Raw genomic sequence first — 13,665 nt, 5'->3', positions numbered from 1 at the left:
AACTTCTCAAGGATTACATGACAGGTTATCAAAACAAAAGTAATGATTAGCAAAGACTAACTAATTATATGACTATGTCATAGTATATTAATTAACATTTTTTGGTTCTCTATCAATTACATACATTTGTAGCTGCTTACTACCAAGATGATTCAAAATCTAAATTGTAGAAGCTTTAAAAGTATTAATTTTAAGACAATTATTTAGTAAATAACTAAATAAAACAGATTATTTTAAATCATATTAAATAGAATTCCTAGAAACAAAAAAATGAAAATATTAGTAACTGGCGGATTAGGTTTTATAGGTTCCCATACTGTAGTAGAACTACAAAATAAAGGATTCGAAGTAGTGATTGTTGATAATTGCTCGAACTCTTCTACAGAAGTACTAAAAGGAATTACTGCTATTTCAGGAAAACAACCAATTTTTGAAGAGTTTGATCTTAGAGAAAAAAACAAGGTTCAGGATTTCTTTGCTCGTCATACGGACCTTATAGGAGTTATACACTTTGCTGCATCTAAGGCAGTTGGAGAAAGTGTTGAAAATCCATTATTGTATTACGAAAATAATATCTCAGCACTTGTATATATATTACAGGAATTACAGAAAAAAGACACGACTAATTTTATATTTAGCTCCTCATGTACTGTATATGGACAAGCCGATGAACTACCCATTACAGAAAATGCTCCCGTTAAAGAAGCAGAGTCTCCATATGGGAATACTAAACAGATTGGAGAAGAAATTATAAGAGACACTTGCAAAGTAACCTCTAATCTAAAAGCCATTGCCTTACGATATTTTAATCCAATCGGAGCTCATCCGTCTGCAGAAATTGGAGAGCTACCGATCGGAGTACCTCAAAATTTGATTCCTTATATTACGCAAACTGCTGCTGGTTTAAGAGAGCAACTATCTGTTTTTGGTGACAATTACCCTACAGATGATGGTACTTGTATTCGTGATTATATCCATGTAGTAGATCTGGCAAAAGCACACGTAATTGCGCTGCAACGCCTTATTAATGATGCTAACAAATCAAATTATGAGGTGTTTAATGTGGGAACAGGAACTGGAAGCTCTGTTTTAGAAGTCATTAATTCTTTTGAAAAAGTTTCTCAAAAAAAATTGAATTATAAGATTGTAGATAGAAGAGAAGGTGATATTATGTCTGCCTATGCTAATACACAAAAAGCAAATACTGAATTAGGATGGAAATCAGAAAGCAGTCTGGATGATGCACTTGCTTCTGCCTGGAAATGGGAATTAAAAATCAGAAGCTAATAATTTATAAACTTAGGTATAATAATAGATAAAAAAAATCCTGAAACCTTATATGTTTCAGGATTTTTTACTTTCAAATTATATCGGCGATCTCTAGTAAAAATCTGCTCTTCTGTCTTCTATTTCGGAAGCTTCCTTTAATGCATTAAAAACTCTGGAGTTTACAGCACCTGTATTTGATTTTGTTCCTTCAGTAATATAACTCGTATATGCATTTATAGCTGCAGCAGGTGTTTTCTTAATTACCTCTACTACGTATACTCCATTATTACCAACGATAGGCTGAGAAGTTTTTCCTTCCTCTAATGCAAAAGCTACTCCTACTACCTTAGGCTCTGTACCTGCTCCACTTATTGTTGGATTTTTCATATTTAAAGCAGATGCTGTTTTTACAGTCTGTGATTGACTTGTAGCAATAGCATCCAATCCTGTACTTCCTGCTATTTTATTTTTAAGCATTTCTGCTTTTTTCTTTTTGATTAAAATCGGCTTTATAATACTACTAGCATCGGCAACTTTTTGAACTCCCTTCTCTGCTTTACCAGTTAATTGCACAACCGCATATCCTCCAGTTACATCAAAACGCTTTACGTCTCCATTCTTAGTATCTTCATTAAATGCCCACTGTACAATACTTCTGTCAGATCCAATTCCAGGAATGTTATCTGCCAACTCACTTAATTTATTTACAGGACGCACCGTATATTCACTTTCTTTGGCTTTTGCTGCAAAATCACCATCTTTTGTGGCCATTTGAAACTTTGTAGTATTTGCAAAAATAGTATTTATTGTTTTTTCACTTGGTTCGATCTCTTTAGCAATCGTAGCAATTTTAACTGCTTTTTGCTGATTCTTTTGATCTTCTATAGAAATAATATGGTATCCAAAATCGGTTTCTACTACGTCCATATCTCCTACTTGATTCTCTACTACGTAATCATTAAATGCAGGTACCATTCTTCCTGGAGCAAAATATCCTAAATCACCTCCTTTGTCTTTATTAGATCCATCTGCAGAAAATTCTTTTGCTAATTCTGCAAACTTTTCTTTATCTTCTTTTACTAAGGATAGTATGCTATCTGCCACCTTCTTTGCCTCTTCCTTAGTTCTTTTGGTTTCACCTGCAGTACGTAATCCTTCCCAGGAAACAAGAATATGACTTGCTTTGATCGAGTCTGGCAATTGTCTTTGACCAATAGCTTTAGATATTTTAATATATGCTCCATCTTTATAAGGTCCATAAACTTCACCAGCAGGAAGATTATATAATGTATCTGCTACGGCTTTTGGCAAATCTTTCTTAAATACAAATAAATCATTGTATTTTAATACTGAGTTTTCGTTTACATATTCCTCAACATTCTCTGCACTTTTGAATTCTGATTTGATCTCTGCAACTTCCTTTATAAGGTTGTCTTCGTCTTCTTTACTAGGCTCTTCTTTAAAAAAAACATATTGTAAATTTCTGGAAGCTTCTGCCTTATATTGCGCTGCATGTGCATCGATGTACGACTGAATTTCTGCATCAGTAACTGTTACTTCAGCATCTGGGATACTAGAAAACGGAAGCTGAACATATTTGATATCAATCTTATCATTTTCCATTTTGTAAGCTAGCTCACCTTCTTTATTAGTAAGACCCACTCCGGCCTTGATCATGGTTAGATATTTTTTCTCTAACGCTCCTTTTGCTAATGTACTTTTATAAGATAACCATTGTTGATAAGCAGCAGGATTTTCTTTATTTGTTGCTACATATTCATCCATTTTTGCTTTATCAAAAACTCCTGCTTCATTCTGAAACGTAGGATTGCTAGCTAATGATTCTTCCAGCAATGCATCCTCTTCATCTTCTCCAACCCCAATGCCCAATGCCTCAAATTGCTCATTGTAAACCACTTCTCTTAACTCCTGATTCCATACATAATTTACGGCTTGGATGCTAGAGCTGTTAGGTCCAAAATTTCTGGAAGCAGCATCTACTTTTCTGGCGAAATCAGTTCTACTAATATCGTTTCCGTTAATAGTCGCGATCGTACTTTGCGATTTTTTTGATGAAAACCCTCCACTTTCAAACAATCCACTTAATATAAAAGCGAAAAGTGCCATTCCTATAATTAGAATTAAAAAAATAGAACGTTGTCTGATTTTATTTAAAATTGCCATGATAACTTTAATTTATTGAAATATAGTGGGCGAAAATACCATTTTATTGGAATATTACCAATTTAAAAATAGAAAGTCTTTACAACTTTTTTCGTTTTTGATTTCAGAATAATTATTGTAGTATTTTATAACTAAGGTTCAGGTGCAGATTACACCTATTTATTTCTGACTCGCCCTTAGTCTTCTGGTAATACTGTAAGCTCTACCAATTCAATTTTGGTAGTAGAGGTCTCCAGGATATGAATCCTAAAAGATGTAATATCCACAATCTCTCCTTCTTTTGGAATTTCTTCTGTATGATGTACAATCATCCCTCCGAGTGTTTCGTATTGCTCACTCTCAGGGAGGTTTAATTTATAAGTTTCATTAATATAATCTACCTCCATTCTCGCAGAAAAGCGATATTGATCTTCGCTAATTTGGCTTTCTACAAGATCTACAGAATCATGCTCATCTTCAATTTCTCCAAAAAGCTCCTCTACGATATCCTCTACCGTCATAATTCCACTTGTACCTCCATACTCATCAATAACCACCGCAACACTTTTATGTTTTTTAGTTAAAAGATTAAGAACATCTTTAACAAACATAGTTTCTGGAACAAAAATTACTGGTACTAAAATAGATTTTATAGTTTTTGGTTTTTTAAACAATTCGAAGGAATGTATATATCCAATTACGTCATCAATAGTACCATTATAAACCAAAAGTTTAGACAAACCTGTATCGATAAAAATCTGACTTACTTCTTCGAGTGACTGTGATTTTTCTACCGCAATAATCTCTGTTCGGGGAATCATCACTTCGCGTGATTTTACCTCTGAAAAATCTAATGCATTTTGAAAAATCTGAATTTCACTATCGATATCATCATGAACATCCACAGTCTCCATCTGTTCGTTTATATAATCTCCTAATTCTGTTTTACTAAATGCCAATTGTACTTCATCACCATCTGTTTTAAACAATTTGCGCAATACAAAATCAGAAATCCTAATAACGACATAAGAGACTGGCCAAAAAACCACATAAAAGATAAATGCAGGAAATGCAAATACTTTTAGCATCGTATTAGAATAAATTTGAAAAAAAACTTTAGGTAAAAATTCTGCAGTCAGTAAAATTACTAATGTAGAAATCGCTGTCTGGAGTAAAAGATTCATGCTACCCGCTATAAATGGATAATACCCTTCTATAAGTTCCATAAGAAGTTCCCCCATATAAAAACCGTAAATAACAAGTGCTATATTATTACCTACCAACATGGTAGCAATAAATTTTGAAGGTTTTTTAGTAAGTTTAGTAAGAATATTTGCAAGAAAACCTCCTTGCTTCTTCTCTATTTCAATAAGTATTTTATTAGAGGATATATATGCAATTTCCATCCCCGAAAAAAAAGCAGAAAGTGTTATAGACAGTATAATTACAAATATTGATAGTTCCATTAATTACTATCTTTATTTGCTTTAATTCTTTTTCTAAAATTTCTTTTAAAGAAAAACATAAAAATTGCTGCTGCCGCAAAACATGTATAGAGAATGTATTTACTCCCATCTATACGCCAGTCTGCATAAGCTTCATAAATAAAAAGACCGGCAATTACCAGATATGCATACTCAAATAACTTAAAAAATCTCATCATACCTATCTATTCTTCAATAACCATTATCCCATCATTTATCCGCGAATTCAAGATAGTAAAATCCTGATTAGCATCAAAACCATCTGCTTCATTAACTGCCCCATCTGGAAAACGACTTGTATATGCCTGATCAGTAAATACCCAGTTGATATTCTGATCCCAATATAATTGCTTTGCTATTAGGTGTGTACTATCAGCTGTCTTAATATCCACATTGCCTCTCATATCTATTAAACCTGTCTCCATATAAGAAATAGCATAATCTGAAGTGACGACGCTCACCTTTCCTTCTTTGTCAATAATATTAAGTACAACCCCTTCAGGAAACTCTTGATATCCAAAATTTTTATTCGTGTAATCTAATACTTTTGGAGTGGTTAACACAGCGGTAAGGCGTCCGGAATCTGTATATTTCATATTGATATCTAATCCTTCTGCTATCGGTGCATCCTCTAAGGTACTAATCGTATTAGTTGGCACCGATTCTGATTGGCATGAAAAAAACAATGTCACAGCAAATGCTGTGACAAAGTTTAGTATACTATATATTTTCTTTTTTTGCATTATAATTTAGGCACCTTTACAGTCTCACCAATCCAACATCCTATTTTTACAGAAGTTATCCCTGGATTGTTAAAAATATCTGTTTTTGATGGTGCTTTAGCATTATAATTACTCGCAGTACCAGAAGCGGTCTTTTTTAAACTTGGATCTACACTTCCTGCTTTATTTGCATAATTTGCTGCCAACCAGTATACAGCTCTTTTGCTAAATACATCTGCACCACAGTCATTAGCACTAGCTGCAATCATAGATGCTATACGTAGATATGCTGTCCCCATAGATGGCTTATTTGCTAATGCTTTCTTGTAATAAGATCTTGCATTACTGTAGCTACCTTGCTTTTTTAACATTTCAGCAATCTTATAATAAACCTTAGCCTTATCACTAGGCTTTGTTTCTAATTGTGCGGACTTATTAAAGTATTCTCTGGCTTTAGAGTTTTGATTTTTCTTCATAGCTAATAACCCTAAGTAGTACGTAGTTTTAGCAGAAGGTTCTGCCTTATTCAACGCTTCTACTAGCTTAATAAATAAAGGATCATCAGTACAGTCTTTTGCAGACATTCTACTAGCGGCTCCTTTTAACCAGTTTACGTCTGTTTTCTTAGCTTCAAATTGTCCGGTGTATAATGGAATCAAATTCTCACAATCTGCTCTCGCACCGATTTTTTGATTAATACCAGCTTTCACTTTACTGTAAGCATTGATATTAATTCCTGCATTTTTAAGTTTTTTCTTCTCTTTGGCACTTAATGCAGTTCCTGATTCTTCTTTTTCTGTTAATTCAGCGATAGTTTTAGCTTTATCACTTTCTTCTTCTTCTATCTTTTCAGTAATATCATCATACAGGTCAAATACATCTTGTAGATCTTTTTTTCCCGCATCCTGTAATTCTACTAACAAATAGAAATATGTATATAACTTCTTAGCACCTTTAAAATTAGCTTTATCCTCAGTATATGCTTTATCAAACTCTGCAAACTGACTTTCTGTAGTTCCTATTTTATAATCGTACATCATCTGACCTATATCAGAGTACATATCACCTTTCTTAGTTTTACTTGGAAAATTGGCATACCTTTCTTTTAACAGAACGATTAATTCATTTGCAATCTTTGTCTTTTCTGCATCAGTGGTAGCCTTATCTAATTTATTATCTAATAATTTCTGACCGTATTGATACGTAGCAACGCTATACCCGGGACATTCCTTTCTCACTTTCCATAAAGGCTCTTCTGCGGCTTCGTAGTTTTTTACCTTTGCATGCTCATAAGCAATAGAGGCTGTTGTTATAATAGCATTATCTTTAGTACAATCTCCAACCTGGGCTCTAATACTTGTAGTTCCCAGAATGAATCCTGATGCTATTATAAATAAAAATTTAGTTTTCATAGCTTTATAATTGTAATTGTAGTTAATTAAATTTTATTTTTCTAAACCATTGATCATTTAAAGACAAACTTACTGAAATATTAAAAAACTTTTCTTTTACTAATCCTAAATCTGTTGTTCCTCGTTCTCCGTACTCAAAACTCAGGTTTGTATTAGAAAATAATCTGCCTACTGGTAATCCAACTCCAAAAGATATGCCAAACTCATCTATTGATTGATCATTAATAGAAAAACCATTTTCCTCATATCTGAACCCAGCTCTATAAACCACTCTACTTAAGTAACTTGTAAGTGAATTGTAATTTGGGATATAATAACCTCCTAGCGCAAACTTTGATGCATTTTCATACACCACATTATTTGTAGAAAAAGATCTATTATCAAAATCTTCAGAATCTATATATGTATATTCTGTTCCAACAAACCATTTTTTGGGAACTCCAATTCCTCCTCCAAATTTTAATTCTGCTGGTAGCTCCAGATCTTCATCTTCTATTTCTATATCCTGCTGCTCTAATACCGCTTCTGCTCCATTACTTAGTGTCAGTATAGTAGCTAATTCTGATGTATTATTAGAAGACAACTTGGTAGAAGGTGTAGATACAACCGAAGTTATTAATTCTAACCTATCTGTAATCATGGTACTATAGGTAAGTCCCAATGAAAAGCCAACTCCTGATAAATTTGACGTATTAATTTCTCTTGTATCAAACTGAAGATCTGTATCATCTAATATGGACTTATTTTCTATAGTTCCAAATTTATAATTAAAATCTAATCCAATATTTAAGTTCTTATTAACCGCTATTCCTGCTGACAAAAACACTTTATTAAGTCCTCCTGAACCAAAAAATTGACTTTCTGACCCATCACTTTCAATTGAACTAAGTTGATACCCAACAGAATTAAGTGGGACTACTCCAAAACCAAAACCGAATCGACCAGCTGGAATACCAATCGCCAAATAATCTAATGTAGCATTATCTTTATACGAACTTTCTCCTTGATTATTAGAAAGGTTTAACCCATTATATCCTGCTCCTAATGTATATGTAGTTAAACGAAGTTCGCCAAAAGCAGCTGGGTTTTGAAGATTTAAGTGAATACTATCTGCTAATATACTCAACCCCCCCATCGATCTATTTTCTGTTGTTCCTTTAAACTTCTGTAATCCAATTCCGTAATAAGAATATGGAGAAGAAGTTCCTTCCTGAGCATAAGATATGCTGGTAACTATTACCAGAATTACTACTACAATCTTCTTTATCATTGACTATTATTATAAGCTAAAATGTGGTTTAGTCCCTCTAACAAAAAATTAGAGGTGGCAAATATGCTATTTTTTAATCTTTTAGACAAAAAATGTGCGTGTCCTCCGGTTAAAATAACTGTTAATTGGGGGTAAATGTTGCAATATTCATCAATTGCCCCGTCTATTTCATACAAAACCCCATTTACTACACCTGCATGTATTGCTTCATTCGTACTATTTCCGATATGCTTTTCTGGTGCCGCTAATTCCAATAACGGTAATTTAGAAGTATAATTATTTAAACTAGCATATCTTAATCTAAGACCCGGTGCTATCGCACCTCCCAGATATTCTTCTTTCTGATTTTTAAAATCGTATGTGATGCATGTACCCGCATCAATAACTAGCACATCCTTCTTTGGAAATTGATCTACAGCAGCAGCAATTAGTGCCATTCTATCAACACCCAATGTCTGCGGAGTACTATACAGGTTAGCAAAGGGCATTTTTTTAGTATGATCTAATAATAACGTATTAAACAAACTTGTAACCAATTTTACATCCTGATCTCTCATATGAGATACTGAGGATAGTATAGCATTCTTAAGTAACGGATACTTGGTATGTATTTTCTGAATTTTATCAAAAAATAAATCTAACTCCAGAATTTCTTTAAAAATAACTGAAGATCCCTGAAACACAGCTAATTTAACAGACGTATTACCTACATCAATTACTAAATTCATATCCTTACTTTCTAAGTTTGCAAAAGTACGAAACCATTTTTTTAATTTTTTATTTTGAGGATTAAAAAAAGGGTTCTATATTTGCATCCGCTTACAGCAAGGTGCCTTAGCTCAGTTGGTAGAGCAAAGGACTGAAAATCCTTGTGTCCCTGGTTCGATTCCTGGAGGCACCACACCTTAAAAGCAGAACCCTTGATCATCAAATGATGGTCAAGGGTTTATTTTTTTGCGAAAATATGAACGAATACTCTTAAAAAAGGGATCCAAGTCCAAAATCATAGCTAGCACTTTATAAAACCAGACGAAATTTTAAAATAACTGATATCAAAAAACAAAATACCTATAAAAATTGAAGATCACGTACTCCAGGTAAGCCTATAAAAATTTCTATATTTAGCACAATAGGAGTGAAAACGGGATACAATATTTTGTGAGTGCGATTTTTTTTTATTTCTCTTAATATGGTTCTTATTTTTTGTATATGAATTCATAATCAAATGTTTAAGATCATCAATATATGAATTATTTTACAATAAATTTACATTAAGTTAACATTAAATTTACATTGAAAATGAGATTATGCTACAACATCTCTTGAATTTTAGTAATAAAATGCATCTTTTAAACCATACAACTTGGTTGTTATTTAAATTGAAGATAGTATAAAAATATCTGATAATAAGTGTAACTTACTTGGTAGAATCCCTTAAAATCAGTGAAGTTTTGATAATTTCTGTTTGAGGCTTATATCCCGTTTCTGAGGCATCCTCTAATCTTTCTAACAACATTTGAGCTGCTTTTGTCCCTAGATTTTCTGCATGTTGACATACTGAAGTTAATTTAGGATATGAATGTTGTGACAATAATCCATCAGCAAACCCGATGATAGAAATCTCCTGAGGTATCTTATACCCCAGTTTATGAGAGATATTAATAGCTATTGCAGCTGCTAATTCATCTAACCCTAATACTCCATCAATTGTATTCTTTTTAAGAAATGACTCTATCTCCTTCTCTTCATTTTCAATATTGGCTATAGGCAACTCCACAAGAGTCACTCCTTTGTTTTCTTTTACGGCCTCGTGTGCTCCTTCTATTCTTAATTTACCTACACTCAGATCATAAATCGTAGAAATCACACCGATTTTCTTACAACCTGTATCGATCAAATGTTGTATTGCTGTTTTAGACGCTTGTTTATCGTCTACAATTACCTTGTCGCAATACACCTCATCGCTTACCCGATCAAAAAGCACGATTGGTACATCATCTCTTTTTAATTCTTTAATATGATCCAATTTGTTAAGTACTTGTGTCTCCTGACTCAATGCTAAAATAAAACCATCAACACTACTATAATTGAGCATCTCCACATATTCCACTTCTTTTTTATAGGATTCATTAGATATACAGGTTACAATTTTATATCCTCTTTCTGTTGCTTCTTGTTCAATACCAAATAAAACCTTAGCGAAAAAATGATTTAGAATCTCGGGTAAGATTACACCGATAGTATTCGTTTTATTACTTTTAAGACTAACTGCCAATGCATTAGGTTTATAATTATAAAACTTAGCAAGTTCATGAACCCTGTTAATTGTCTTTTCGCTTATTTCTGAATCATTCTTAAGTGATTTAGAAACAGTAGAAATTGATAAATTCAATTCTTTTGCTAGTTGTTTTAGTGTAACCTTTTTTCTCATGACATCAATATTAGGTAATTCTTATGTAAGACTTATAAGAATATTAGTCAAATTATCTCTGGAGCCTAAATTAAGCTTTTTTCTTAATCTATGTCTGCTAACATCAACACTTTGTGAACTTATACCTAATAGAGGCGCTATTTCTTTTGATGACAAATTCATCTTAAGGTAGGCACATAAACGCAAATCTTTAGAGGTTAAGCTAGGGTACGCTTTTGATAGTTTCCTGTAAAACTCTTGATGTGATTTATCAAAATTAATTTCAAAAATCTCACTTTCCTTATCTGTAATATAATACTCTACCAGTCTTATCAACTCATTATATCTATTAGCTGGTAATTTTTCTGGAGAAGATGCTTGTATTTTAGTAATCTTATCTCTTATTTTTTTTAGTATTTTATTTTTGTTTAGGTTTACATAGGCAATTTGGGTAAGCTCTCGATTTTTTGCTTTGATTTCGTTTTGTAACTTAGTATTGTTCAATTCTATAATTTCTCGTTCTCGCTCTAGTTCCTGAGCTTTATATTTTTCTTCTTGTTGACTTAATTTTATTGCCTTTTGTTCTAATAAAATACGTTCTTGCTTTTTTAGTTTATACCCATTAATCCCTCTAACGACAAAAATCAATGTAAGAAACAATATCAAATAGGAAAGATACGCCCAAACCGTCCTGTATATCGGAGGCTCAATAGTAAAATGTAATGCTGTTGACTTAAAACCTGCACCATACTTTGTTTTTATCTTAAAACTGTAATTTCCTTCTCTGAGATTATATAATGCTTGCTCTGTAGACAACGTCCACTCACTCCAATCATCATCATTTATCTTTGTGCTATACAAAACTTCTTCCCCATAGATGGGTAATGAATAATTTATTTTTAGATCATTATCTCTATAAGGAATCTTAGAACCATCTCCATATACCTTATTATTATCGACTGATACAAAACTTCGTATTAATAAGTCATTATTCACTCCTGTGATGGCAGTATCATAATTTTTTGTAAACATTGCGAAACCATTAAAAACGGGAACAACTTCGTGCTTTTCATCTATCGAAAAAACATGAAGAACGTCTGTAATAAGCTGATCTTTTAATTCTTCTAAAACCAATACCTTGTCATGATTCTCTACCACCATTCTGTTATTTTCCAAATAATAGATATGATCATCTTTCTTTATTATTTTTGGGGCAAAACCTCTATCCTGACCCATGACACCTTTTTCAAAAATACCTTTTTCTACATTGTAAGTAAACATCTTATAATCTGAAGTGAGCATAATGTTGCCATCTACTTTAGAAAGTGTGACTGTTTTTTTTCCAAACATATCAATTGGATAAAATACGGGGTCAATTAGTTCTTTCGCTTTGTAATCTAAGGTGAATCTAAACACCCCTTCAGAACGCAATGCAACCCATATATTATTATTTTTATCAATTTCCAGATATCTGGCTGATTGTTCAAAACCTTTTAATGTATGCGCTTGCCACTGTCCATCAACATATTCATATAGAGATACTCCATTATAATTTCCAGAAATAATCAAATCCTCTTTATACCCTTTAGGAACTCTAAAATTCCAGGCTCCCAGATCTTCACCTAATTTAGTTAATTCAGTATCTTCTACTACATACGCCCCTTTATCATGGCCAATAAAAACCCGGTCTCCTACATTTTCAATGTTCCAAACTTGTCCATTTAACAATAACTCAAAACTTGTAGTAGCCCCTTCCAAATTATTATCAAAAGCATACAGGCCTTGATTAGTACCTAGATAAGAGAGTTTTTCTTTAGCAAGTATCGCATACACAGTTCCTAACTCGCCATAATAATCATAAAAGTATTTTAATGGAGAATTTAACTTTATATAATCAACACCATAATCTAATGCCAGCCATAAGTTACCCTCACTATCCTGAAAGATGGACAGCACGGTATTGTTCTGTAGTCCGTTACGCTTATTTAGATTTTCTGCCATAGCAGTTTTAAGATCTAATAGATACAAACCATTAGAAACAGTGCCTATGGCTATTTTATCATCTTTAAGCTTTAAAAAAGAAAATATTTGAGCTTTCTTTAACTCTTCAGATTTATTAAACTCAATGGGCATCAACTGACCCTCTTTAAACCTGTAGAGTCCTTTAGTATCTGTGATAATAATTAAATCGTCATCGATTTTAGTAATACCTACAATATTTTCGTTCAAATGATCATCACTTACTACAGGTATTAAATTAGTTCCTTCTAACCTAAAAACACCATATTTAAGATCATTTACGTATAAAACTCCATCAACCTCATAGCTCCATTTAAATCTATATGGAGCAGGAATTTTTGTTATTATTTTGCCTTGGTTGACATATAGATTTTTAAATGTCTGAAAAACAATATGCTTATCGATATAATGTGTTCTCCAATATTCTTCTATATCAGCTACAGCATCTCTGGAACTATTATTTATGGGTAAAACACTGTAAGAATCATACTTATTATTAACTAATAATCCTTGCCTACCGTCTGAACCAAAATAAATAGAATCTCTATTCTTAACAAATAAACTTCTATTAACAATATCATCTCCGGTATGGACAGATTTCCAAACTGAACCATCAAAAATCAAAATAGCATTACCATTGGCTATATATATCAATCCATCCTCATCTTGGGTTATATCCCACGACTGCACATCATATCCCATTCCTTTGGTATCATAATGGGTAATATGAGGTAACGCTTTTTCTTTTATAGATTGGGAAAAAATTGGACAACTTAAAAGAAAAATAAAGACTAAAAATCTATACATGAGGGAGGGGGATTGCACAGGTAAACCCTCAAATATAACATAAAATATCTTAACAAAATAGCTAAAATAATAACACTAAAAGCATCAATAAATTATCGTTACTTTATTA

Annotated in this window: 10 protein-coding genes and 1 tRNA gene; 2 read left to right on the top strand and 9 right to left on the bottom strand. The window is 32.6% G+C overall.

Annotated elements, in window-relative coordinates; translation table 11 throughout:
- The first annotated feature begins 270 nt into the window (after nt 1-270).
- A complete protein-coding gene (galE, locus tag ABD816_RS19915) occupies nt 271-1,287 on the top strand; it encodes a UDP-glucose 4-epimerase GalE (RefSeq protein WP_344930415.1) in 1,017 nt (338 codons plus the stop codon).
- A gap of 93 nt (nt 1,288-1,380) precedes the next feature.
- Here the strand turns inward: galE and ABD816_RS19910 are convergent, their stop codons facing one another.
- The 7 genes from ABD816_RS19910 to ABD816_RS19880 all read right to left on the bottom strand — a co-directional run bounded on the left by ABD816_RS19910 (nt 1,381) and on the right by ABD816_RS19880 (nt 9,048).
- Complete coding sequence (locus tag ABD816_RS19910) at nt 1,381-3,453, bottom strand: peptidylprolyl isomerase (RefSeq protein ID WP_344930412.1); 2,073 nt, start codon at nt 3,451-3,453, stop codon at nt 1,381-1,383.
- A 176-nt stretch (nt 3,454-3,629) separates the two neighbouring features.
- The gene (locus tag ABD816_RS19905) at nt 3,630-4,898 is read right to left on the bottom strand and encodes a hemolysin family protein (protein WP_344930409.1); all 1,269 of its coding nucleotides are present in this window, start codon (nt 4,896-4,898) and stop codon (nt 3,630-3,632) included.
- Nucleotides 4,898-5,095: a hypothetical protein gene (locus ABD816_RS19900; protein ID WP_344930406.1), complete on the bottom strand. Its 198-nt coding sequence runs from the start codon at nt 5,093-5,095 to the stop codon at nt 4,898-4,900. Before ABD816_RS19900 ends, ABD816_RS19905 begins: the two co-directional genes overlap by 1 nt.
- 6 nt (nt 5,096-5,101) lie before the next feature.
- The gene (gene lptC / locus ABD816_RS19895; protein WP_344930403.1) at nt 5,102-5,659 is read right to left on the bottom strand and encodes an LPS export ABC transporter periplasmic protein LptC; all 558 of its coding nucleotides are present in this window, start codon (nt 5,657-5,659) and stop codon (nt 5,102-5,104) included.
- Nucleotides 5,659-7,050 (bottom strand): hypothetical protein, encoded by a 1,392-nt coding sequence (locus ABD816_RS19890; protein WP_344930400.1) that lies wholly within the window; start codon nt 7,048-7,050, stop codon nt 5,659-5,661. Before ABD816_RS19890 ends, lptC begins: the two co-directional genes overlap by 1 nt.
- 22 nt (nt 7,051-7,072) lie before the next feature.
- A complete protein-coding gene (bamG, locus tag ABD816_RS19885; protein ID WP_344930397.1) occupies nt 7,073-8,320 on the bottom strand; it encodes a BamG family beta-barrel-assembly machinery protein in 1,248 nt (415 codons plus the stop codon).
- Complete coding sequence (locus ABD816_RS19880) at nt 8,317-9,048, bottom strand: type III pantothenate kinase (protein WP_344930394.1); 732 nt, start codon at nt 9,046-9,048, stop codon at nt 8,317-8,319. The genes bamG and ABD816_RS19880 overlap by 4 nt, the downstream gene beginning before the upstream one ends.
- A 100-nt stretch (nt 9,049-9,148) precedes the next feature.
- On the opposite strand from ABD816_RS19880, the gene ABD816_RS19875 reads away from it, so the two are divergent.
- Nucleotides 9,149-9,221, top strand: a tRNA-Phe gene (locus tag ABD816_RS19875).
- A 516-nt stretch (nt 9,222-9,737) separates the two neighbouring features.
- On the opposite strand, the gene ABD816_RS19870 is transcribed toward ABD816_RS19875, so the two are convergent.
- Both ABD816_RS19870 and ABD816_RS19865 read right to left on the bottom strand, forming a co-directional pair.
- On the bottom strand, nt 9,738-10,751 hold the full coding sequence (locus ABD816_RS19870; RefSeq protein WP_344930392.1) for a LacI family DNA-binding transcriptional regulator: 1,014 nt from the start codon (nt 10,749-10,751) through the stop codon (nt 9,738-9,740).
- A gap of 21 nt (nt 10,752-10,772) precedes the next feature.
- Entirely contained in the window at nt 10,773-13,556 is a 2,784-nt protein-coding gene (locus tag ABD816_RS19865) for a helix-turn-helix and ligand-binding sensor domain-containing protein (RefSeq protein ID WP_344930390.1), read from the bottom strand.
- Nucleotides 13,557-13,665: the final 109 nt, after the last annotated feature.

The organism is Aquimarina addita, assembly GCF_039539305.1.
Taxonomy (GTDB): domain Bacteria; phylum Bacteroidota; class Bacteroidia; order Flavobacteriales; family Flavobacteriaceae; genus Aquimarina; species Aquimarina addita.
Note: the sequence above shows the minus strand (reverse complement) of the source record. Positions and strands in the feature narration are given on the sequence as shown.

Excerpts from the sequence above, each read along its gene's own strand:
- galE (WP_344930415.1), top strand. The coding sequence starts at position 271 with ATGAAAATATTAGTAACTGGCGGATTAGGTTTTATAGGTTCCCATACT.
- ABD816_RS19910 (WP_344930412.1), bottom strand. The coding sequence starts at position 3,453 with ATGGCAATTTTAAATAAAATCAGACAACGTTCTATTTTTTTAATTCTA.
- ABD816_RS19905 (WP_344930409.1), bottom strand. The coding sequence starts at position 4,898 with ATGGAACTATCAATATTTGTAATTATACTGTCTATAACACTTTCTGCT.
- ABD816_RS19900 (WP_344930406.1), bottom strand. The coding sequence starts at position 5,095 with ATGATGAGATTTTTTAAGTTATTTGAGTATGCATATCTGGTAATTGCC.
- lptC (WP_344930403.1), bottom strand. The coding sequence starts at position 5,659 with ATGCAAAAAAAGAAAATATATAGTATACTAAACTTTGTCACAGCATTT.
- ABD816_RS19890 (WP_344930400.1), bottom strand. The coding sequence starts at position 7,050 with ATGAAAACTAAATTTTTATTTATAATAGCATCAGGATTCATTCTGGGA.
- bamG (WP_344930397.1), bottom strand. The coding sequence starts at position 8,320 with ATGATAAAGAAGATTGTAGTAGTAATTCTGGTAATAGTTACCAGCATA.
- ABD816_RS19880 (WP_344930394.1), bottom strand. The coding sequence starts at position 9,048 with ATGAATTTAGTAATTGATGTAGGTAATACGTCTGTTAAATTAGCTGTG.
- ABD816_RS19870 (WP_344930392.1), bottom strand. The coding sequence starts at position 10,751 with ATGAGAAAAAAGGTTACACTAAAACAACTAGCAAAAGAATTGAATTTA.
- ABD816_RS19865 (WP_344930390.1), bottom strand. The coding sequence starts at position 13,556 with ATGTATAGATTTTTAGTCTTTATTTTTCTTTTAAGTTGTCCAATTTTT.